Genomic DNA, 22,525 nt, shown 5'->3' with positions numbered 1-22,525 from the left:
GCCGAATTACAGGCATGGCGGAATCTGCAGCAGCGGAATGCCAACGAACAGGGTCGCCAGCGCCGCGATGAAGTGAATGCCGGCAGCCAGCTTGGTGACGAACTGCTGGCGTTCGTTCAACTGCTCCGGTCCCCGTGACAGGCGCCAGAAGTAGCGCGCCATCCACAACAGTAATCCGAGCGTAAGCAGGGTCAGCACGCCGAGGCTGCCGTTCAGCCAGTTCCATACGCCGTCCGCGGGGTCCGGTGGGCTCACCTTGCAGATCACCGCCTGGCCACCGTACATCGCGACAAACCACAGGCTCCAGATGATCAGGCCGATCGGGATCTGCACCGGGTGAAAGGGCGACGTGCGTGCATAGGCCATCAGGCACCTCCCCAGGTCGCCGGGAACAACACGATCGCCGCATAGCTGACCCACAGCACACCCAGGTTGTAGTACCAGAGCTGCTCGACCACGATGGGCTCGTATGGCGCTTTGTCGCCCACGTAACCGAGGGCTACCCGCCACGCCTGCAGGCCGGTCAGCACCGCTGCCAGCGTGCAATGAATCAGGTTGTACGCCAGCATTACGAAGATCACTGCATCGTGGGCCGTTTCGGTCGGTGCCAAACCGGCCGATAGCATCAGCCAGAGCAGCAGCGCCGATTGAATGAAGGCGACGATCGCCAACACGGCAAGTTGCCCCATCAGCCCGCGATGCATACCGGCGCGCAGACGCTTGATCAGCTGGTGCAGCCAGAGCGTGCCGGCACTCAGTAACACGGTGCTGGCCAGCATCAACCAACCGTTCAGGTCGCTGTCCGGCACCTGCCATTGCGGCGACACGGTCCACAGATAGAACCAGCCGAACAGCAGCGAAAGGTACAGCGCGCCATTGGCCAGCAGCGTCACGCCCATGCCCCACAGGCCCGGGCCGTCGAACGTACGCGAGTGCAGCGGTGGCTCGCCCGGTTGGGTATGGGCGTCCGGCGCGGCAGCAGGATGGGCGCCGTTTTCCCAGGACCAGCGCAGCAGCACGATCAGCGTTGCCACGGTGGCGATGATCGCGAGGATGTACGCTTTGTTCAGCAGGCTCAGGCAGAGCACCGCAAGGAACACCGAGGCAATGAACGGCAGCCAGCTGTTGCCAGGCAAATGAATGATCTCACGGACCTTGCCCGTCAGCGGATCACTGCCCCAGGTCTCCCGTCGACCGTGGTCGATCACCGTCAGCGCATGTTCGCCGCGGGCGATGCTGTCGGGCAGGGCCGGGTCTTTCCACAACGGATGACGGTCCGTCACGTCGGGCAGGCTGACGAAGTTGTACGCGCTGGGTGGCAGGCTGGTGGCCCACTCGAGGGTATCGGCTTTCCAGGGATTCTTCGGCGCCGGGATGCCGAAGCGGAAGTGCAGGATGATGTCCAGCAGGATGGTGGCGACACCCACGGCCATGATGAAGCTGCCGATCGACGACACCAGGTTGGGCATGTCCCAGCCGAGGCCGGTGTCATAGGTGTAGACGCGCCGTGGCATGCCGATCAGGCCCGTCCAGTGCATGATCATGAAGGTCACGTTGAAGCCGATGAAGAACAGCCAGAAGCCCCAGCGGCCGAGCTTTTCCGACGGCATGCGCCCGGAGAAGTGCGGCAGCCAGTAGTACAGACCGGCCATCAGCGGGAACAACATGCCGCCCACCAGCACGTAGTGCATGTGCGCGACGACGAAATGGGTGTCGTGTACCTGCCAGTCGAACGGCACCAGCGCCAGCATGACCCCGGTCAGGCCGCCGGCGACGAAGACGATCAGAAAGCCCACCAGCCAGAGCATTGGCACCCTGTACACCGGTTTGCCGAGCCAGAGCGTCGCCAGCCAGGCGAAGATCTGCACGCCGGTGGGGATTGCCACCAGCATGCTCGCCGCCGAGAAGAACGCCGTGGCCAGCTGCGGAATGCCCACCGTGAACATGTGGTGCACCCATAGTCCGAAGCTGATGAAGCCGGTGGTCAGTACGCCCAGCACGACCCAGCGGTAGCCCACCAGCGGGCGCTGGCAGAACACTGGAATCAGCGTGGAGACGATGCCAGCGCCGGGCAGGAAGATGATGTACACCTCCGGGTGACCGAACAGCCAGAACAGGTGCTGCCAGAGCACCGGATCGCCACCGCGGGCGACATCGAAGAACGGCATGCCGGCCGCGCGCTCCAGCTCCAGCAGGATCGAGCCGAGGATCAGCGGCGGAAAGCCGACCACGATCATCATCGCCATCACCAGGATGTACCAGGCGTACAGCGGCATCTTGTGCAGCGCCATGCCGTTGGTGCGGGTGCGCAGGATCGATACCACCAGTTCGACGCCAGCGGATACCGCGGAAATCTCGACGAAGGTGATGCCCAGCAGCCAGAAATCCGAGTTCACCCCGGGGGTATGTGCCGAGCTGGACAGCGGCGTGTACATGAACCAGCCGGCCTTGGGCGCGACGTCGAGAAAGATGCTCGACAGCAGGATCAGCCCGCCGAACAGGTAGCAGTAGTAGCCCAGGGCGGAAAGGCGCGGGAAAACCAGGTCGCGGGCACCGATCATCTTCGGTATCAGGTAGACCGCCAACCCCTCCATCATCGGCACCGCGAAGAGGAACATCATCACCGTGCCGTGCATGGTGAAGACCTGGTTGTAGACGTCCGGCTCCATCAGCTCGTAGCCGGGGAGGGCGAGCTGTGTGCGGATCAGCATCGCCAGCAGGCCGCCGACGAGGAAGAAGAAGGCTCCGGTGACCAGAAAGCGCAGACCGATGCTGGTGTGGTTGACGATGGTCAGCGCACGCCAACCACGGGGGTTGCCCCAGACCTCGTTGAACTGGTCCTGCAACTGGTCGAGATCGGTGGCGGGCGCGCCGCTCTTCGGGGTCGGTGTCATGGAGCGAGTGTCTCCAGCCAGTCGGCAAGCTGGCCGAGGGTTTCTTCGGGAATGTCGTCGTGCCGCGGCATGGCGTTGCCGTGCTTGAGGCTCTGGTGATCGCTCAGCCAGCGGCGCAGGCCGTCCGCATCGTTGGCGATCACGCCGGCGCCGAGGCTCGGACGGGTGGCGAGATCGCTCAGGTCCGGTGCGCGATTGCCCTCGCTGACGCCAGTGACGCGGTGGCATTGCCCGCAGCGCTCAGCGAAGACGCGACCGGCATCGCCGCTGGGTGGCTGGTGCTGCAGCTCACGGCGGGGCTCGATCCAGCTGGCAAAAAGCGTCAGCTTCCAGCGCCTCTACGTGCAGAATCATGTGCGCATGCTGACTGCCGCAGAACTCCGAGCATTGCCCGCGGAAAATCCCGCTCTGCGCGGCCTGCACACGCAGGGTGTTGGTCCGGCCGGGAACCATGTCCAGCTTGCCGCCCAGGCGTGGCACCCAGAACGAGTGGATCACGTCCGCGCTGGTGACCTCGACGTCCACCGGGCGATCGACCGGCAGGATGAATTGGTTGGCCGTCACCACCCCGCTTTCCGGGTAGCGCACCTCCCACCACCATTGGTGGCCGATGACCTGGATGCGCAGCGGCTGCTCGCCCTCGAGCGGCAGTGGCAGCATGCCGCGCCCGGTGGGAATGCCGAACGCCAGCAGGGCGATGATGGTGACGGTGGGCAGGATCAGGCCGCCGCCGATGATCCAGCGACGATTGATCCGTTTGGCTTCTTCGGCGGTGTGCGTTCGCGGGCGGCGCAGCATCGCGTAGATCCACAGCGCGCTCACTACCAGCAGCACCACCACGGAAAAGCCGAACATCGCCCACCAGACGTTCGCCACGTCGCGGGCCATCGGGCCGGCCGGTGAAAGCGCCGATTGCGGACCGTCGCAGGCCGCGAGTAAAGGAACTGCCAGCGCCAGCGTGGTCCATTTGAAAGGGTTGCCGCCTCGTCTCGACCACCGGGCGGCCCGTTTCACTTCAGTGCCTGGGAGGGCCGGATGGCCACAGAACGCGAGTCCATCAACAGCAACGCCGCCATTGCCGGCCATCCGCTGCACCCGATGATGATTCACTTCCCCGTCGCGGCGTTGATCGGCCTGGTGCCGGCGGATCTCGCCTACCTGTGGACGCTTGACGAATTCTGGTGGCGCGCTGGCCTCTGGCTTTCCGGTGTGGGTGCGATCGGCGGCTGGATCGCCAGCGTCGCCGGCGTGATTGATCTGGTCACCGTGCAGCAGATTCGCCGCAAGGTGACCGCGTGGTGCCATGCGATCCTGGCGGTGATGATGCTTTCCCTGGCCTCGCTGAACTGGCTGTTGCGCTACCAGGGCATGGATCGCGGTGACGGCGATGCCATGTGGGGTCTCTACCTGTCGCTGCTGACCGCCGTGCTGATCTCGCTGGCGGCCTTTCTCGGCGGGCGCCTGGTCTACGAGCACGCGGTTGGTGTGGACGTTGAAGGTGATGGGCCGTAAGCGCGAGTCGCAACTGATCGAGTCGTCTCCTGGCGACCTGCCGGGCTGCGCCGCGCAATGGCGCTGAGGGTATACGAATCGGGCCGGAGAGTCGGTCATGCGAGGCGGTCGTTCCTTGAGGTCAGAAGGGCTTGGCCAGCACCAGCCACAGAGTCAGGGCGATCAGCACGGGCACCATCACGCCCAAGGTGATGCACTGGTATGTGACGCCACGCTCCGGCTCGCGTTCGATGCGCAGGACGAGAACGCCGCACAGCGCATGACAGAGCGCCATCGCCGTCACCACCGTGAGCTTCATGATCAGCCAGCCTGCCAGCGTGCCGTCGCGCAGGAACAGCGCCGTGCCGGAGCCGATCGCCAGCAGCGCAGCCGGGGTGCTGATGAGGGTGAAGACCATGCGGGTGAGGTGTGCATGGTCACGGTAGAAGAGCTGATCGCTACGCTTGGTGCCCGCCGCGATCAGCGCCGGGAGATAAAGCAGCGAGCCGCACCAGCAGAGCAGGGCAGCGAAGTGCAGCAGTTTGAGCAAGGGCATGCCGGTCTCCATCCTGCCTGACGCGAGTCAGAGGATGTGACAGCCCTGCTTCAGGGCAGTTCGCCATGCCGTTGGCGATGCAGCGGGTCGGCAACCCAGCCCGCGCGACGGTTGGCTCGTGTCAGTCGCGCGCCTCGCCTTCGCGTCGCTCGAACAGCTGGCTGCCGCAGCGACTGCAGAAGGCCGCATTGGGCTCATGGGTGAGCTTGTCGCAGGTCGGGCAGCTGTGGCGCAGGCTGTCCTGGCGCATGGCATTCGCCAGCTCGGCGGTGAAGATGCCGGTCGGCACGGCGATGATCGAATAACCAGTGATCATCACCATCGTCGCCAGCGCCTTGCCCAACGGCGTATGCGGAACGATATCGCCGAAGCCGACCGTGGTCAGTGTGACCACCGCCCAGTAGATGCTTATCGGAATGCTGGTGAAGCCATTGCCTGGCCCTTCGATCACATACATCAGCGTGCCGTAAACGATGATCAGGGTGGTTACGCTGACGAGGAAGACGATGATCTTCTGCCGGCTGCCCTGCAGCGCCACCAGCAGGAAGTTCGCCTGGCTCAGGTAGGGCGTGAGCTTGAGTACACGGAAAATCCGCAGCATGCGGACGATGCGTACCACCAGCAGGTACTGCGCATCGGGTAGCAGCAGGGCGATGAAGGCCGGCAGCACCGAGAGCAGGTCCACCGCGCCGTAGAAGCTGAAGATGTATTTGCGTGGCTCGGGGTGGGTGTAGATGCGCACCAGGTATTCCAGGGCGAATATCGTGGTGAATCCCCATTCCAGAGTGGTCAGCAGCTCCCCGTGGCGCTCATTGAAGGAGGCGATGCTGTCGACCATCACCACGACCAGACTGGCGAGGATAATCACCAGCAGCCAGGTATCGAAGCGTTTTCCCGCTGGGGTATTGGTGAAAAAGATGATGACGTATAGCCGTTCGCGCCAGCTCATCGCTTTCAAGGAGTCGTTATCCATTCGCTGTGGTCTCTCGCATGGGTTGCAGGTCAGCGGGTCGCCTGCCAAAGCGGCTCATTAAAGCATTGCGACCGTGATGCTGCATGCCCGGCGGTGGCGCGGACCGCTCGCCGTTGGTAACGTCACTTTGCCTGATTCGCGCTTAGCGCATAGTCTGAATACAGGCGCAGCCAGCAGTTGGAGAGTTCCATGCCCGATTCCCAGTTGGTCGACCCGTTCGGCCGGCGCATCACCTACCTGAGGTTATCGGTAACCGATCGCTGCGATTTTCGCTGCACCTACTGCATGAGTGAAGACATGGTCTTCGCTCCCCGCGCGCAGATACTTACCCTCGAAGAGCTCTATGCCGTGGCCGATGCCTTCATCAGTCTCGGTGTCAAACGCATTCGCGTGACCGGCGGCGAGCCGTTGGTGCGCAAGGGGCTGACCGGCCTGCTGGCGCAACTGGGCGCGCGCAGCGAGCTCGAAGACCTGGCAATCACCACCAATGGTTCACAGCTGCCAAGTCTGGCGCCGGCGCTGCGTGATGCCGGGGTGAAGCGCCTGAACATCAGCCTCGACTCGCTCAAGCGCGACCGCTTCGCCGAACTGACCCGCCGTGACCGCCTCGATCAGGTGCTGGCAGGCATCGAGGCGGCACGCGCTGCTGGCTTCAAGCGGATCAAGCTCAACAGCGTGGTGCAGAAGGGGCGCAACGACGACGAGATTCTCGATCTGGTGGAGTTCGCCATCGAGCGCGGCCTGGATATCAGCTTCATCGAGGAGATGCCGCTGGGCAGCGTGTCCAGTCATCAGCGCCAGATCACCTTCTGCTCGAGTGACGAAGTGCGCGAACGGATCGAGGCGCGGCACACCCTGGTGCGCAGCAGTCACGCTACCGGCGGCCCGTCGCGTTACTGGCAGGTAGCGGGCAGCGAAACACAGGTCGGCTTCATTTCGCCCCACAGCAACAACTTCTGCGGCAGTTGCAACCGCGTCCGCGTGACTGCCGAAGGCAAGCTGGTGCTATGCCTCGGCCACGAGGGTGCGCTGGATCTGAAAAGCCTGATGCGCCGGCATCCGGGCGATGGCGAACGCCTGCGCAATGCGCTGGTGGACGCACTGCAACTCAAGCCGGAGAAACATCACTTCCGCACTGATGAGCAGGTTCAGGTGGTGCGCTTCATGAGCATGACGGGCGGCTGACGAATCGTCTTTCCAGCCCGAGCGCCGCTTGCACTTCTGATGCCTTCACCTGCCACACCGTTCTGTGCGCCGCCACGCTGCGAGCGGAGCCAGGCTGCGTGATAAACTCCCTGGCTTCTTGCCAGTACCCATTCGATGCCAGGATTTCCGATGTTCACGGCGACCCCGCTTGTTCGTTCCCACGCTGACTGCCACGGATAGGCCGCATGCGACTGAAAAGCATCAAACTCGCCGGCTTCAAATCCTTCGTCGATCCCACCACGGTCAGCTTTCCGAGCAACATGGCGGCGGTGGTCGGGCCGAACGGCTGCGGCAAATCCAACATCATCGACGCCGTGCGCTGGGTAATGGGCGAAAGCTCGGCTAAGAACCTGCGTGGCGAGTCGATGACGGACGTCATCTTCAATGGCTCGAACACGCGCAAGCCGGTAACCCAGGCGAGCATCGAGCTGATCTTCGATAACTCCGACGGCACGTTGACCGGTGAGTACGCAGCCTTCGCCGAAATTTCCATCCGCCGCCGCGTCACCCGCGACTCGCAGAACACCTACTTTCTCAACGGCGTGAAGTGCCGGCGCCGCGATATTACCGATATCTTCCTCGGCACCGGGCTCGGGCCGCGTAGTTACTCGATCATCGAGCAGGGCATGATCTCCAAACTGATCGAGGCCAAGCCCGAGGACCTGCGCAACTTCATCGAGGAAGCGGCCGGCATCTCCAAGTACAAGGAGCGCCGGCGCGAAACCGAGAACCGTATTCGTCGGACGCACGAGAACCTGGCTCGCCTGACCGACCTGCGCGAAGAGCTGGAACGCCAGCTCGAACGTCTGCACCGTCAGGCGCAGTCGGCGGAGAAATATCAGGAATACAAGGCCGAAGAGCGTCAGCTTAAGGCGCAGCTGTCGGCACTGCGCTGGCAGGCCTTGAACGAGCAGGTCGGCCAGCGCGAGCAGGTCATTGGCGATCAGGAAGTCGCCTTCGAAGCGCTGGTCGCCGAGCAGCGCAACGCCGACGCGAGCATCGAACGCCTGCGTGACGGCCACCACGAGCTGTCCGAGCGCTTCAACCAGGTGCAGGGTCGCTTCTATTCGGTTGGCGGCGATATCGCCCGGGTCGAGCAGAGCATCCAGCACGGCCAGCAGCGCCTGCGTCAGTTGCAGGACGATCTGCGCGAGGCGGAGCAGGCGCGACTGGAGACGGAATCACACCTCGGCCACGACCGCACGCTGCTGGCCACGCTCGGCGAGGAACTGGCGATGCTCGAGCCAGAGCAGGAGCTCTCCGGCGCCGCCGCGGAGGAATCTGCCGTCCAGCTGGAAGAGGCTGAAGCGGCCATGCAGGGCTGGCAGGAACAATGGGAACGCTTCAATCAGCTCAGCGCTGAGCCACGCCGCGTGGCTGAAGTCCAGCAGTCGCGCATCCAGCAGCTGGAGCAGAGCCTGGAGCGGCTGGCAGAACGTCAACGTCGGCTGGATGACGAACGTGCGCTGCTGGCTACCGATCCTGAAGATGTGGCGATTCTCGAGCTGGGCGAGCAGCTTGCCGCCAGTGAGCTCGATCTCGAAGCGCTCGCCGCGGCCGGCGATGCCCTCAATGAACGTCTGGAGCGATTGCGTGAAACGCTGCAGCAGGCGACCCAGACGCAGCAGCAGGCGCAGGGTGAGTTGCAGCGTCTGAATGGTCGCATCGCCTCGCTGGAGGCGCTGCAGCAGGCGGCGATGGACCCCGGCAAGGGCGTCGGCGAGTGGCTCCGCGAGCAGGGACTGGATCAACGCCCGCGCCTCGCCGAAGGGCTGCGAGTCGAGCCCGGTTGGGAAGTGGCGGTTGAAACCGTGCTGGGTGCCGATCTGCATGCCGTGCTGCTGGATGATTTTACGGCGGTCGATTTCGAGGGCTTCGAGCAGGGCGACCTGCGGCTGGTCAGCCCTGCAGATGGCGGTGCGCGCCGCGCTGGTAGCTTGCTCGATCTGGTCGAGTCCGCTATGGATCTGTCGCCCTGGCTGGGCAACGTGCGTCCGGTCGATTCGCTGGAGCAGGCGCTGGCCGCGCGCTCGGGTCTCAACGACGGCGAAAGCCTGGTCAGCCGGGACGGTTACTGGGTCGGTCGGCATTTTCTGCGGGTGCGGCGCGCCAGCGAGGCCGAATCTGGTGTGCTCGCCCGCGGGCAGGAACTGGAGCGGTTACAGGCAGAGCGCGAAGAGCGTGAAACCGCCCTGGCGGCAGTTGAAGAGCGCATCGCTGAGTTGCGTAGCGATCAGGCCCGTCTCGAAGACGAGCGCGAGCAGCAGCGTCGTCGGCAGCAGGAGGAAGCTCGCAGCCATAGCGATCTCAAGGCGCAGCTATCTGCCGGGCAAGCGCGCCTCGAGCAGTTGGCGCTGCGCCGCCAGCGTCTGGATGAAGAGCTTTCCGAGCAGAACGAACAGCGCGAGATCGAGACCGAACAGCTCGGCGAGGCGCGTCTGCAACTACAGGACGCGCTGGATGCGATGGCCCAGGACACCGAGCAGCGCGAGACATTGCTGGCCAGTCGCGACGGCATTCGCGAGCGGCTCGATCGCATTCGCCAGGATGCCCGTCAGCACAAGGACCAGGCGCATCAGCTGGCGTTGCGGGTCGGTTCGCTCAAGGCGCAGTACGAGTCCACCCGGCAGGCGCTGGAGCGATTGGAGCAACAGTTCGAACGTGCCATCGAGCGCCGCGAGCAGCTGACGCTGAACCTGGAGGAGGGCGAGGCACCGCTGGAAGAACTGCGCATGAAGCTCGAAGAGCTGCTGGAGCGTCGCATGGGTGTCGAAGACGAACTCAAGCATGCGCGACTGGCCCTGGAAGACGCCGACCGCGAGCTGCGTGATGCCGAAAAACGCCGCACTCAGGCCGAGCAGCAAGCGCAGCTGCTACGTGGGCAGCTGGAGCAGCAAAGGCTGGATTGGCAAGGGCTGAGCGTCCGCCGCAAGGCGTTGCAGGACCAGCTGCAGGAGGACGGCTACGATCTGCATGGCGTGCTTGGCACGCTCCCTGCCGATGCAGACGAGCCGCGTTGGGAGGCGGAGCTGGAGCGCCTTGGCCAGCGCATTCAGCGCCTGGGCCCGATCAACCTCGCGGCGATCGATGAGTACCAGCAGCAATCGGAACGCAAACGTTACCTCGATGCGCAGAACGATGATCTGGTCGAGGCGCTGGATACGCTGGAAAACGTCATCCGCAAGATCGACCGGGAAACTCGCAACCGCTTCAAAGAGACCTTCGATCAGATCAACGGTGGCCTACAGGCGCTTTTCCCGAAAGTGTTCGGCGGCGGCAATGCCTATCTGGAACTTACCGGAGAAGATTTACTCGATACCGGGGTGGCGATCATGGCGCGTCCGCCCGGAAAGAAGAACAGCACCATTCACCTGCTTTCCGGTGGCGAAAAGGCGTTGACGGCGCTGGCGCTGGTTTTTGCCATCTTCCAGCTCAATCCCGCGCCGTTCTGCATGCTCGATGAAGTTGACGCACCGCTGGATGATGCGAACGTCGGTCGATACGCGCGCTTGGTGAAGGAGATGTCGGAGAAAGTGCAATTCATCTACATCACCCACAACAAGATCGCCATGGAAATGGCCGATCAGCTGATGGGTGTGACCATGCATGAGCCGGGCTGCTCACGCCTGGTGACAGTCGACGTCGAACAGGCCGTTGCACTCGCCGAAGCCTAGGATTAAGCCGCGTGTTTGAGCATTTTTGATACAAGGAACGCTATAAAAAGAGAACTACCGCACGGTGCAAAGTTACCGTTCGTCGTGCTAGCTTAGAGCACAATTTTTGCGATGCGCTTGAAGCAGTCCCAAGTGACTGTTCGTTGCGTCTTTATCATCGAATTCAGAGGTTAAAGCATTAATGGATATCGGTCTGCGCGAGTGGCTGATCGTCATCGGCATCATTGTCATTGCCGGCATTCTGTTCGACGGCTGGCGTCGCATGCGCGGTGGCAAGGGCAAGCTGAAATTCAAGCTGGACCGCAGCCTCTCCAACCTTCCCGATGCCGACGATTCTCCGGAGCTTCTAGGCCCGGCGCGCGTGGTTAATCGAGATCATGAGCCTTCTCTGGATGAGGGCGACATGCCGACGATGAGCGCGCGCGAGTCCGGCAAGAAGCGCCGGCAGAACGAACCCTTTCAGGGCGACCTCCAGCTCAACAGCGACGAGCCCGTACCGACGCTGCTCGATCCGGTTGTTGGTGATGACGAGGAAGGGAAAGACCAGCCGCAGAAGGAACTGGCGCCCGTCGAGGAAGTACTCGTCATCAACGTCATTTGCCGTGATCCTCACGGTTTCCGTGGTCCGGCGCTGCTGCAGAACATTCTCGAGAGTGGCCTGCGCTTCGGCGAAATGGACATCTTCCATCGCCACGAAAGCATGGCCGGCAATGGCGAGGTGTTGTTCTCCATGGCCAATGCCGTCAAGCCTGGTACTTTCGATCTGGACGACATCGATCACTTCACCACGCCGGCCGTGAGCTTCTTCCTTGGTCTGCCCGGCCCACGCCATCCCAAGCAGGCCTTCGATGTCATGGTTGCTGCGGCGCGCAAGCTGTCCCAGGAGCTCAACGGCGAGCTGAAGGATGACCAGCGCAGCGTTCTCACCGCCCAGACCATCGAGCACTACCGCCAGCGCATCGTCGAGTTCGAGCGCCGGCAGATGACCATCAAGCAGCGTTGAGTGATATTTGCACCGGGCCTTGCGCCCGGTGTTGTGTGTTAGCAGACGTGGCTTGCTCGCGCCGTCTCATGCTCCTGTCTCCAGTGCAGGCATTCCATTGACGGGCGCGCTCCGCCTCTGTCCATCAGTGAGCAGTTTGATTCGGGATGGCTGAGGCCGTCCCGCTGCACTTCCAGCCTCCGACTAGCCAAAGCCGCGAACCTGCCTTCGATTGCGCATTCGGCTAGAATCCGACGCCTCACTATCAACCAAGGCGCGCTGATACGGTCTGAATCAGCACAGCCCCAGCCACGGCTCCGTCTTATGCCTTCCGCCCAAACTGCCGCCGAGCGCATCGCCGAACTGCGCGGCGAAATCGACGCCCACAACTATCGCTACTACGTGCTCGACGAGCCGAGCGTTCCTGACGCCGAGTACGACCGCCTGTTTAACGAGCTCAAGGCGCTCGAAGCAGAGCACCCGGAACTGGTAACGCCCGAGTCGCCAACCCAGCGGGTTGGAGGAGCGGCGCTCGCGGCATTCGGTCAGGTGCGCCACGAAGTGCCGATGCTGAGTCTGGGCAATGCCTTCGAGGAGCAGGATCTGCTCGATTTCGACCGCCGCGTGCGCGAAGGGCTGGATCTGCCGGCGGGCGACCTGTTCGGCGATGACGCTGTGGTCGAGTACAGCTGCGAACCCAAACTGGATGGTCTGGCGGTCAGCCTGCTTTATGAGAACGGCCATCTGGTGCGCGGCGCCACCCGGGGCGATGGCAGCACGGGTGAGGACATCAGCGCCAACGTGCGCACCGTACGCAACATTCCATTGAAGCTGCATGGCAGTGGCTGGCCTGCGGTACTCGAGGTGCGCGGCGAGATCTACATGCCGAAGGCCGGCTTCGAAGCGCTCAACGCGCGACAGCTGGAAAGCGGCGGCAAACCCTTCGCCAATCCTCGCAACGCCGCTGCTGGAAGCCTGCGTCAGTTGGATTCGAAGATCACTGCCAGCCGTCCGCTCGAACTTTGTGCCTACGGCGTAGGGCGCAGCGATGGCGAGCTGCCGGGTACGCACATCGGGATTCTCGAGGCGCTGAAAAGCTGGGGCCTGCCCATCAGTCGAGAGCTGAAACTGGCCAAGGGCGTCGCCGAATGCCGCGCCTATTACGACGCCATCGGTGAAAAGCGCGACGCGCTGCCTTACGAAATCGACGGTGTGGTGTTCAAGGTCAACGCGGTCGCGCAGCAGCGTGAGCTGGGCTTCCGGGCGCGCGAGCCGCGCTGGGCCATCGCCCACAAGTTTCCCGCGCGGGAGGAAATCACCGAACTGCTCGATGTGGAATTCCAGGTCGGCCGCACCGGTGCGATCACCCCGGTCGCACGGCTAAAGCCCGTGCAGGTGGCGGGCGTTACGGTGTCCAACGCGACGCTGCACAACATGGATGAAGTGGCGCGGCTTGGCGTGATGATCGGCGATACGGTGATCGTGCGACGTGCGGGCGACGTGATTCCCCAGATCCTCGGCGTAATCGCCGAACGCCGCCCGGCCGACGCGCGCGCCGTGCATGTGCCGGAGCAGTGCCCGGTGTGCGGTTCTGCCGTGGAGCGTACCCAGCTGATCAAGCGCAGCAAGGGGCGTGAGTCGGTGAGCGAAGGCTCGATCTACCGTTGCGTCGGCCGTCTGGCGTGCCAGGCTCAGCTTAAGCAGGCGATCATCCATTTCGTATCGCGCCGAGCGATGGATATCGACGGCCTGGGCGACAAGCTCGTCGAGCAGCTGGTCGACAGGGGGTTGGTCAAATCGCCGGCGGATCTCTACTGCCTGACCCATGAGCAGGTCATTGAGCTGGAGGGGTTCGCCGAGATTTCCACGCGCAACTTGCTTAACGCCGTCGACGCCAGCCGCAAACCAAGCCTTGCGCGTTTCGTCTACGCCCTTGGCATACCCGATGTCGGCGAGGAAACCGCCAAGTTGTTGGCACGAGCGCTGGGCTCCTTGGATCGCATAGGTCGCGCGCTGCCTGATGTGCTTGTTTACCTGCCCGATGTCGGCCTGGAAGTCGCTCATGAGATCCACAGCTTCTTCGAGGACGAACACAACCGCACGGTCATCGCGCTGCTGCGCGAACGCGGCGTCGAACCACAGGAGGAGGGCGCCCTTCACCCTGAATTCGCCGCCTGCGCGACGCTGGCGGACCTGCTCGACCGGCTCAACATCCCCTATATCGCCCGCACCGGCGCCCAGCGCCTGGCAGAACGTTTCGGCAGCCTGGACGCGATCATCGCCGCCGACTGGCTCGATCTGCGCCAGGTTGAACGCCTTACCGAAAAGGCCGCACGCTCGCTGCGCGATTACTTCGACAAACCTGAAAACACCGAACGCGCCCGCGCTATCGAATCGCAGTTGCGGGAATTCGGTATGCATTGGGAGAGCGAACGGAAGTCCGCGGAAGGTCTGCCGCTGGCCGGGCAGACCTGGGTGCTGACCGGCACGCTCGAAGCAATGAGCCGCGACGAAGGCAAGACGCGGCTGGAGGCGTTGGGGGCCAAGGTTGCCGGTTCCGTGTCGGCCAAGACGTCCTGTGTGGTGGCGGGGCCCGGCGCGGGTTCGAAGCTCACCAAAGCCAACGAACTCGGCGTGGCGGTGCTCGACGAAGCGCAATTCCTCGAGCGCCTCGCACAGCTTGGTTCATAGCACGTCAGCAACGCCTCATCCCAGTGAGCTTCGCTGTCATACCCGCTCCCCAAATGTTTCACCGAATCTGTGGGAGCGGCCTTGGCCGGGACGCGCCAGCAAAGCTCACCAGCAGTGAGCGAGCCCCTTTGACCCCAGGTCAGGGAAACGGCTTCAGCTATCCCCCCCTAAAGTTTTCCCCGCCTCACCCGAAAAGCTAGTCAAGCAAGTCCGCAGTATGGATGCGCTGGCGTAGCGTTGGAGCGGTACCGGGCTCACGAAAAAGTTCGAATTTGCCCTAAAGCCAACCCAAACGGCGCCGATAAAAGGAACGAATGCGAACTCGATGGGTGCCTGGGCACAAGCCGGCCCGGAGTCGCAAGCTCAGGCAACCAAAGTAACTAGCGCCCTTGGAGGCAAACACCATGGCTCTTACCGTCAATACCAATATTGCTTCGCTGAATACTCAGCGTAACCTGCAGTCCTCTTCCAATGCGTTGCAGACTTCCATGCAGCGCCTGTCCACCGGTAGCCGTATTAACAGCGCCAAGGATGACGCCGCGGGCCTGCAGATTTCAAATCGTCTGACTAGCCAGATTAATGGCCTGGGTGTTGCTGTTCGTAACGCCAACGATGGCATCTCGCTCGCCCAGACAGCCGAAGGCGCGTTGCAGCAATCTACAAATATTCTTCAGCGTATGCGCGACCTGGCTCTGCAGTCAGCAAATGGTAGTAATTCGACTACTGAGCGCCAAGCGCTGAACGATGAGGTCAAACAGCTTAAGGATGAGCTTAATCGAATTGCAGAAACGACCACCTTCGGTGGGCAGAAGCTGCTAGATGGTGCCTTTGGTACCAAGAAGTTTCAAGTCGGCGCAAATGCTAATGAAACTATTGGTGTTACAGTAAATGCATCCGGCGCAAAAAATATTGGTGCAGATAAGTTTAATCTCGCCGGAAGCGGGCTTGGTAAGGTGGTGCAGTCTACGGCCGCTGGCACTGTGCCGGCCTCTGCAGTTGGCGGTGCGGCCGCGAAACTTACGGTTATGGGGTCAAATGGCGTTTCAAAAGAAACGGCTAACATTGGTCTGGGCTCAGCAAAAAATGTTGCGGACGCAGTTAATCTGCTTTCTGAAGAAACCGGAGTAAGTGCTGATGCACGGACGTCGGTTGAGATGTCGGGTGTTGGGGTGGGTAGTATTTCGTTCACGCTGACCGGCAACACAGGGGCCGGCAATGATGCGACTGTTAGTGCTATTATCACGGATGCCAATGATCTCTCGGCACTGGCTAATTCTATTAACGCCCAAAGCTCAAAGACTGGTATTACAGCTACTCTTACTGCAAACAATGCGAAAATAGAGCTTACTAGCGAGGCTGGTGATGATATTGCCATCAAGAGCTATGCTAATAGCGGCTCTGATAAAGCTATCGATCTGAAGTCGATTAGTTATGACGGAAAAACCTATGGAACAGGCGTCACCGTTACGTCGGCAACTGGCGCGACTCCTAGTAATACGGACTCTGCAAGGATTCAGGGTAATGTACAGTTGAGTTCTACTGGCGCGTTCCAAGTTTCGGGTGACGGTGCTGAATCGGAAACTCTCGTCACTGCTGAGGATACTGCGTATGTTTCAACCCTGGACAAAGTCTCTGATGTGGATATCAGCTCCGCACTTGGTGCTCAGAATGCCATTTCGGTAATCGATGCAGCCATCGCAGGTATCGATAAGAATCGCGCCTCGCTGGGTGCTGTGCAGAACCGTTTTGACAACACTATCGCCAACCTGCAGAGCATTTCCGAGAACGTCTCTGCAGCCCGCGGTCGTATCCAGGACACCGACTTCGCCGCTGAAACTGCGAATCTGAGCAAGAACCAGATTCTGCAGCAAGCCGGCACCGCGATCCTGGCCCAGGCGAAGCAGCTGCCGCAGGCCGTTCTCAGCCTGCTGCAGTAAGCGAGGCTCACCGATGGGGTGGTCATTCCACCCCATCGATTCATTGAGAGGTGAATCATGGACGTCGCAAGAGCAGCGAGTGCCACGCTTGCGTCATCCTCGTCGAGCAACGCGATGCCCAGCTTTCGTCAGGAAGCTGGGCTTTCTTCGTTGCAGGGCGAAGGTGGCTCTGGCAAGGCTCCACAGAAAGTAGATGTAAACGAAGCAGTAGAGCGCATTCGCACGCAGGTGCAGACCTTGCAGCGCGATTTGAACTTCAGCGTGGATGATTCCACCGGTCAGGTTGTGGTGCAGGTGCTGGATGGCGACTCGGGCAAGGTGGTGCGGCAGATTCCGTCCGAGGATATCCTGCGCCTGGCCGAGCGACTGGATGAAATGCGCAGCCTGTTATTCGAGGCTAAGGCCTAGCGGCACGTTTCTTGTTTGGTTTTCGATCCAATACGGTCGTGTGGTTTATTTGACGAGGTGAAGCTATGGCAAGCGTATCAGGCATCGGTTCCGGCATCGACATCGATAGCATCGTTGCGAGTATGGTTGCCGCTGAACGTGCTCCGAAGGAAACCCAGCTTGCAACCCTCGAAAAGAAGACCACTACGCAGATCACGGCGGTTGGTGCGCTAAAGGGTGCAATCAGTGATTTCCAAACTGCACTGGGTGCGTTGAACAAGCCAGAGCTGTTCCAAGCGCGCTCGGCTACTTCCAGCAAGTCGGACCTCGTCGGCGTTACGGCGTCAACCGCCGCGGGAGCTGGCAGCTATCAACTGGAAGTCAAATCACTGGCGAGCAGCAGCAAGGTTGCATTGGCAGCGATTCCCAATACGGCCGAAGCCCCGGCGCGTTTTACCAGTGGAACGTTCGAGGTCTCGCTTGGCGTGCCAGGCATCCCGCCCGCGCCGAACACCAAGGAATCCTTTTCTGTCACGATTGACGAAAACACCAACACGCTCGCCGGTGTGCGTGATGCAATCAACACGGCCGGGAAAGACATGGGTGTTAGCGCCACCATTGTCACGGACGAGTATGGTTCTCGACTGGTGCTGAGTAGCAGCAAGACGGGCGCAGGGCGCGATATTACCGTCACTGCAACCGGGGCAGACGAACCTGGGCTCACCGGTCTTTCCGCATTGAACTTCGACGGCACCTCAGGCACCGGCAAAGATGCTCGCGTGTTGACCTCGGCACAGAGTGCTGAATTGTATGTCGACGGTTTGAAGGTAATCAGCGAGACCAACAAAGTCGATGGTGCCATTGAGGGCGTCACGCTCGACCTTAAGGCCAAAACCGTTGCAAACGAACCGCTGACCATCGCGGTGGCGGAAGACAAGGCAGGAGTCAAAAAGCAGATCCAGTCCTTTGTCGATAGCTACAACAAGCTGATCGGTGTGATCAATGCGCAGACCAAGGTTACATCGGTGGGTGAGGGTAAGGCGCCCGTAACAGGCGCATTGGTGGGCGATGCCACAGCACGCACCTTGCTCAACACGATTCGCAACGAGCTGGTTAACGTGCAGGGTGATGGTGCACTGCGTGCGCTGACCGATATTGGTATCACCACACAGAAGGATGGCACGCTCGCCATTGACAGCGCCAAGCTGGACAAGGCGATGGCCAGTAGCTTCGGCGAATTGTCGGGCCTGTTCACAGGTGACAAGGGGTTGGCTTCCAGGCTTGATGCGAAGCTGAAGCCATACACCGAGACCGGTGGAATACTCGAGCAGCGCAACAAGGCAATGACCGAGACGATCACCAAGATAGATGATCAGAAAGAGGCGCTCACCCGCCGTATCACCTCGCTTCAGGAGCGACTGTACAAGCAGTTCAATGCAATGGATCTGTTGGTGGGGCAGTTGTCTAATACGTCTTCGAGCCTTCTCGCGTCGCTGGAGAACCTGCCTTGGGCAGGAAGCAATTCGAAAAAGTAGGCCAGACTGCTTATACAAGAACCGCCGGTAGGCGGTTTTTTGTTTGCAAAACAAACTCAAGTCCTGCGCCAGATGACCGATAAACAGGTATGTGAGATCGATGTGGCAAGGGGCTCATCCAAATGAATGCTATGGCAGCAATGCGGCAATACCAGCAGGTTGGCGTAAAAGCCCAGGTTACCGAGGCCGACCCGCATCGCCTGATTCAGATGCTGATGCAAGGTGGTTTGGATCGTATCGCTCAGGCCAAAGGTGCGATGGAGCGTGAGGCTTTCGCTGAGAAGGGTGTGCTGATCGGCAAGGCCATCAATATCATCGGTGGGCTGCGTGATGCGCTGGATCAGGATGTTGGCGGCGAGCTGGCGGCCAACCTTGATCGTCTGTATGAATACATGACGATGCGCCTGTTCGAAGCGAGCCGGCATAATGATGTCGACAAACTGAACGAGGTGGGCAAGCTTCTGGGTGAGATAAAGCTGGCTTGGGATCAGATCGCGCCTAGGGGCTGATTCACCTGAAGCTGGCTTGCTGGCTTACCGCGTTTTCGGGGAAAAGATGTCGTTGAAGAAGCAAGCCTTCGCCGCGTTGGCGCAAAAGCTCCGCGGCGCACTGAGCGCAGGGGAGTGGGATGCGGTCAGCTCGCTGGATCATGAGTGCAGCGCGCTGGTGGCATCATTGTGCGACGAAGATGCAGCTGATGCCGGGCTGCGTGCGGAAATCGACGCAGTGGCGGCTCTGTATGATGAGCTTCAGCGGGCGGGGCGCGCTGAGCGTGAGCGGCTGGCCGCGGAGCTGACCAGGCTGAATCAGGCCAAGCAGGTCAGCCGCGCTTACGGGTCGTTAGGCTAGACGCCCGTCACGCTGGATTCTTCGCGCGGCGAAGAGCTGGGCGGTACCGAGGGTGCGTGGAGTAGGGTGGATGACGCTTCGCTCATCCACCGCGAACCCACCGTCTCAGGGAGTGCTCGCTGCGTCTCAGCGGTACTCGCACAGATACGCGGTGTCTACCTTGACCTTCAGCTGAAATTTGCTGTTCGCCGGTACGGTGAACTGGCTGCCGCTGGCAAAGGTTTCCCAGGCGTCGCTACCCGGCAGTTTCACGTCCAGGCTGCCAGCAACTACGTGCATGACTTCCAGTTGCGCAGTGCCGAATTCGTATTCACCTGGCGCCATGACGCCGATCGTGGCCGGGCCTTCAGTCATGTCGAAGGCGATGGATTTGACGGTGCCATCGAAGTACTCATTGACCTTGAACATTTGGATTCCTTTGCAGGGTCGGGAAAAGGGTCGCCAGTATGCCCAAGCGCCAGGCCTGGCGTCACCTGGCAGAAGTGCTAGCTGCGAAAAATGAAGTAGACCGCTCCGACCATGCAAAGCCCTGCCCATAGATAATCGAGCTTCAATGGCTGCTGCATGTACAGCACGCTGAACGGAACGAACACCATCAGGGTGATTACCTCCTGCATGATCTTCAGTTGGCCGATCGACAGCTCGGTATAGCCGATGCGGTTTGCTGGCACCATCAGCATGTATTCGAAGAATGCGATGCCCCAGCTGATCAATGCGGCGATGAGCCAGGGTTTGCCGTTCAGGCTCTTCAGGTGGCCGTACCAGGCGAAGGTCATGAATAGGTTGGAGCAGCAGAGGAGGGCGGCGGTTTGCAACCAGACAGGCATGGTGGGTGTGGGCTCGAAATGATGACGCGCTAGGGTATTTCCAAGCGTTTTCGCCTGCAATGGTGCATCTGGTGCGTAAGCTTCAGCCGGATTATTATCGCGCCCGTTTTTCACTGAGTGGCAGTTTTATGGATTGTCGCCCCGGTTGCGGTGCCTGCTGTATCGCCCCCTCAATTAGCTCCTCGATACCTGGCATGCCTCATGGTAAGCGCGCTGGGGAGCGCTGTATTCAATTAAGCGCTGACTTTCTCTGTTTGCTGTTCGGCGATCCGCGGCGGCCGGTTGTCTGCTCGGCTTTTTCGGCGGACCCTGTTTGCTGTGGTGAAACTAGGGAGGATGCGATTCGATTGTTGGGTTGGCTGGAGCAAGCGACTGCGTAGGCAAGTCTGCGTGTAGTTAAGTCCAAGATTGCGTATTCAACTGCTCGTCGGGCTATGAGTTGCTGGCTGCGCCGGTATGTCTGCTGAGAGCTGATCAATGACGTCAGGCCGGAAGATCGCCGATTGCGCTAGATGGCCATCGGCCACCTGTGTCGACCTCTAGTGAATCGAATGGAAGGGATAAATATTCAGTCGGCCCAAGGGGAATAAAAAAGGCTGCCCAAGGGCAGCCTTATTTTGCGCTGGTTGTCGCTTAACGCGGCAGGTCGCGCTTGGTGTGGCCGGTATACAGCTGACGCGGGCGGCCGATCTTCTGGCCGGAGGCGATCATTTCCTTCCAGTGGGAAATCCAGCCAACAGTACGCGCCAAGGCAAAGATGACGGTGAACATGCTGGTCGGAATGCCGATAGCCTTGAGAATGATGCCCGAGTAGAAGTCCACGTTCGGATACAGGTTGCGCTCGGCGAAGTAAGGATCGTTGAGAGCAATCTCTTCCAGCTTCATGGCCAGATCCAGCTGCGGATCGTTGATACCCAGCTCACCCAGCACCTCGTCGCAGGTCTGCTTCATGACCTTTGCGCGCGGGTCGAAGTTCTTGTAGACGCGATGCCCGAAGCCCATCAGCTTGAACGGATCGTTCTTGTCCTTGGCCTTCGCCAGGAATTTCTCGACGTTCGATACGTCGCCGATCTCGTCCAGCATGGTGAGTACGGCTTCGTTCGCGCCGCCGTGTGCCGGTCCCCACAGAGCGGCGATGCCGGCTGCGATACAGGCGAACGGGTTGGCACCGGTGGAGCCGGCGAGGCGTACGGTGGAAGTCGAGGCGTTCTGCTCATGGTCGGCGTGCAGGATGAAGATGCGATCCATTGCCTTGGCCAGCACCGGGCTGATCGGTTTGATCTCGCACGGGGTGTTGAACATCATGTGCAGGAAGTTTTCCGAGTAGCTCAGATCGTTGCGCGGATACATCAGCGGCTGACCGATCGAGTACTTGTAGACCATTGCAGCAATGGTTGGCATCTTCGCGACCAGACGCACCGCGGAAATCTCGCGATGGTGCGGGTCGTTGATGTCTAGGGAGTCGTGGTAGAAGGCCGAGAGTGCGCCGACTACGCCGCACATGATGGCCATGGGGTGAGCGTCACGACGGAAGCCATTAAGGAAGGACTTCAGCTGCTCGTGAACCATGGTGTGGTTCTTCACGGTGCTGACGAACTGTGCCTTCTGCTCGGCGGTAGGCAGTTCGCCGTTCAGCAGCAGGTAGCAGGTTTCCAGGTAGTCGGATTTCTCTGCCAGCTGCTCGATGGGATAGCCGCGGTGCAGCAGGATGCCCTTATCGCCGTCGATGTAGGTGATCTTGGACTCGCAAGAGGCGGTCGACATGAAGCCGGGATCGAAGGTGAAGTGACCCGTGGAGGTCAGGCTTCGTACGTCTATTACATCAGGCCCTACGGTACCGGTTAAAACGGGCAGTTCGACGGGGGCAGCGCCCTCGATGATCAACTGCGCTTTCTTGTCAGCCATGTATGGCCTCCTGTTTTGTGCTTGGAATCATCATGGCCCCCCACGCAGGGCCCGCATCACTATAGAGTGATAAATCGCAAAGTCAATTTGCGTGAACCCATGCCGTAGAGGGCTCTGCAGGGGGATGCGTACAGCTTGGATGCACTGTTTACGGCATTTATATAGGGGCTGCTATCAGCCTTTAGTGGCACTTCACCACATTGTCATTAGTGACCTAACTGTTTATACTCGGACACCGACCGGCAGGGGCCTTACAGGCAGTATTCTGTAGGTTGTCACTCGTGGGTAGCGGGTACTGCTGCGTACTCTTCCCAACAACTTTGCCCTGCGCTCTGGGGCTCTCAAGTGTGAAAAAAAGCCGTGAAAAGCCAACGACCTGTAAACCTAGATCTTAGGACAATAAAACTCCCCATCACTGCTTACACGTCGATTCTCCACCGTGTATCCGGTGTCATCCTGTTCGTCGGTGTCGCCTTGCTGCTGCTTGCGCTCGATACCTCGTTGTCTTCGCCAGAAGGCTTTGAGGATGTTCGTGCGTATCTGAGCAGTCCCCTGGCCAAGCTGGTGAGCTGGGCGTTGCTGTCCGCACTGCTGTACCACCTTGTGGCGGGGGGGGGG

Annotated in this window: 19 protein-coding genes and 1 pseudogene; 12 read left to right on the top strand and 8 right to left on the bottom strand. The window is 60.8% G+C overall.

Going from position 1 to position 22,525, the window contains the following annotated elements; all coding sequences use genetic code 11:
• Positions 1 to 6 precede the first annotated feature (6 nt).
• From F753_RS42635 to coxB, 3 genes and pseudogenes are all read right to left on the bottom strand, one after another.
• Positions 7 to 366, bottom strand: coding sequence for a hypothetical protein (locus tag F753_RS42635; RefSeq protein ID WP_023446301.1), 360 nt, complete (start codon positions 364 to 366; stop codon positions 7 to 9).
• Positions 366 to 2,894 carry a cytochrome c oxidase subunit I gene (ctaD, locus tag F753_RS42630; protein WP_023446300.1) on the bottom strand — a complete coding sequence of 843 codons (2,529 nt, stop codon included), beginning with the start codon at positions 2,892 to 2,894 and terminating at the stop codon, positions 366 to 368. Before ctaD ends, F753_RS42635 begins: the two co-directional genes overlap by 1 nt.
• Positions 2,891 to 3,782: pseudogene (gene coxB, locus F753_RS42625) on the bottom strand (cytochrome c oxidase subunit II). The gene ctaD and the pseudogene coxB overlap by 4 nt, the downstream one beginning before the upstream one ends.
• 147 nt (positions 3,783 to 3,929) lie before the next feature.
• On the opposite strand from coxB, the gene F753_RS42620 reads away from it, so the two are divergent.
• Positions 3,930 to 4,406, top strand: coding sequence for a DUF2231 domain-containing protein (locus tag F753_RS42620; protein WP_003285475.1), 477 nt, complete (start codon positions 3,930 to 3,932; stop codon positions 4,404 to 4,406).
• Positions 4,407 to 4,527: 121 nt separating this feature from the next.
• Here F753_RS42620 and F753_RS42615 read toward each other — a convergent pair whose 3' ends face one another.
• Positions 4,528 to 4,941: a CopD family protein gene (locus F753_RS42615; RefSeq protein WP_003285474.1), complete on the bottom strand. Its 414-nt coding sequence runs from the start codon at positions 4,939 to 4,941 to the stop codon at positions 4,528 to 4,530.
• A gap of 121 nt (positions 4,942 to 5,062) precedes the next feature.
• On the bottom strand, positions 5,063 to 5,914 hold the full coding sequence (locus F753_RS42610) for an ion transporter (protein WP_031298120.1): 852 nt from the start codon (positions 5,912 to 5,914) through the stop codon (positions 5,063 to 5,065).
• Between the two features lie 189 nt (positions 5,915 to 6,103).
• Here F753_RS42610 and moaA point away from each other — a divergent pair, with 189 nt between their 5' ends.
• The 9 genes from moaA to F753_RS42565 all read left to right on the top strand — a co-directional run bounded on the left by moaA (position 6,104) and on the right by F753_RS42565 (position 19,175).
• A complete protein-coding gene (gene moaA / locus F753_RS42605; RefSeq protein WP_023446296.1) occupies positions 6,104 to 7,099 on the top strand; it encodes a GTP 3',8-cyclase MoaA in 996 nt (331 codons plus the stop codon).
• A gap of 206 nt (positions 7,100 to 7,305) precedes the next feature.
• Positions 7,306 to 10,794 (top strand): chromosome segregation protein SMC, encoded by a 3,489-nt coding sequence (smc, locus tag F753_RS42600; RefSeq protein WP_023446295.1) that lies wholly within the window; start codon positions 7,306 to 7,308, stop codon positions 10,792 to 10,794.
• Between the two features lie 181 nt (positions 10,795 to 10,975).
• A complete protein-coding gene (zipA, locus tag F753_RS42595) occupies positions 10,976 to 11,797 on the top strand; it encodes a cell division protein ZipA (protein WP_023446294.1) in 822 nt (273 codons plus the stop codon).
• A gap of 303 nt (positions 11,798 to 12,100) precedes the next feature.
• Entirely contained in the window at positions 12,101 to 14,467 is a 2,367-nt protein-coding gene (gene ligA, locus F753_RS42590; RefSeq protein WP_023446293.1) for an NAD-dependent DNA ligase LigA, read from the top strand.
• Between the two features lie 404 nt (positions 14,468 to 14,871).
• Complete coding sequence (locus F753_RS42585; RefSeq protein ID WP_023446292.1) at positions 14,872 to 16,404, top strand: flagellin; 1,533 nt, start codon at positions 14,872 to 14,874, stop codon at positions 16,402 to 16,404.
• A 114-nt stretch (positions 16,405 to 16,518) separates the two neighbouring features.
• On the top strand, positions 16,519 to 16,812 hold the full coding sequence (locus F753_RS42580; RefSeq protein WP_003302379.1) for a flagellar protein FlaG: 294 nt from the start codon (positions 16,519 to 16,521) through the stop codon (positions 16,810 to 16,812).
• 65 nt (positions 16,813 to 16,877) lie between these two features.
• Complete coding sequence (gene fliD, locus F753_RS42575; protein WP_023446291.1) at positions 16,878 to 18,326, top strand: flagellar filament capping protein FliD; 1,449 nt, start codon at positions 16,878 to 16,880, stop codon at positions 18,324 to 18,326.
• 122 nt (positions 18,327 to 18,448) lie between these two features.
• A complete protein-coding gene (gene fliS, locus F753_RS42570; RefSeq protein WP_026006571.1) occupies positions 18,449 to 18,835 on the top strand; it encodes a flagellar export chaperone FliS in 387 nt (128 codons plus the stop codon).
• A 46-nt stretch (positions 18,836 to 18,881) separates the two neighbouring features.
• A complete protein-coding gene (locus F753_RS42565) occupies positions 18,882 to 19,175 on the top strand; it encodes a flagellar protein FliT (protein WP_017245261.1) in 294 nt (97 codons plus the stop codon).
• 126 nt (positions 19,176 to 19,301) lie between these two features.
• On the opposite strand, the gene ppnP is transcribed toward F753_RS42565, so the two are convergent.
• Positions 19,302 to 19,583 carry a pyrimidine/purine nucleoside phosphorylase gene (ppnP, locus tag F753_RS42560; RefSeq protein ID WP_003302386.1) on the bottom strand — a complete coding sequence of 94 codons (282 nt, stop codon included), beginning with the start codon at positions 19,581 to 19,583 and terminating at the stop codon, positions 19,302 to 19,304.
• Positions 19,584 to 19,660: 77 nt separating this feature from the next.
• A complete protein-coding gene (locus F753_RS42555) occupies positions 19,661 to 20,002 on the bottom strand; it encodes a DMT family protein (protein WP_003285450.1) in 342 nt (113 codons plus the stop codon).
• Positions 20,003 to 20,130: 128 nt separating this feature from the next.
• Between F753_RS42555 and F753_RS50075 the strand changes: the two genes are divergently transcribed.
• The gene (locus F753_RS50075; protein ID WP_082041303.1) at positions 20,131 to 20,382 is read left to right on the top strand and encodes a YkgJ family cysteine cluster protein; all 252 of its coding nucleotides are present in this window, start codon (positions 20,131 to 20,133) and stop codon (positions 20,380 to 20,382) included.
• A 253-nt stretch (positions 20,383 to 20,635) separates the two neighbouring features.
• Here F753_RS50075 and gltA read toward each other — a convergent pair whose 3' ends face one another.
• Positions 20,636 to 21,907, bottom strand: coding sequence for a citrate synthase (gene gltA, locus F753_RS42550; protein WP_003294794.1), 1,272 nt, complete (start codon positions 21,905 to 21,907; stop codon positions 20,636 to 20,638).
• 360 nt (positions 21,908 to 22,267) lie between these two features.
• Here gltA and sdhC point away from each other — a divergent pair.
• Positions 22,268 to 22,525: succinate dehydrogenase, cytochrome b556 subunit (sdhC, locus tag F753_RS49225; protein WP_156924050.1), on the top strand; the 258-nt coding region annotated here is incomplete at its 3' end.

Source organism: Stutzerimonas chloritidismutans AW-1 (assembly GCF_000495915.1).
GTDB classification, from domain to species: domain Bacteria; phylum Pseudomonadota; class Gammaproteobacteria; order Pseudomonadales; family Pseudomonadaceae; genus Stutzerimonas; species Stutzerimonas chloritidismutans.
Note: the sequence above shows the minus strand (reverse complement) of the source record. Positions and strands in the feature narration are given on the sequence as shown.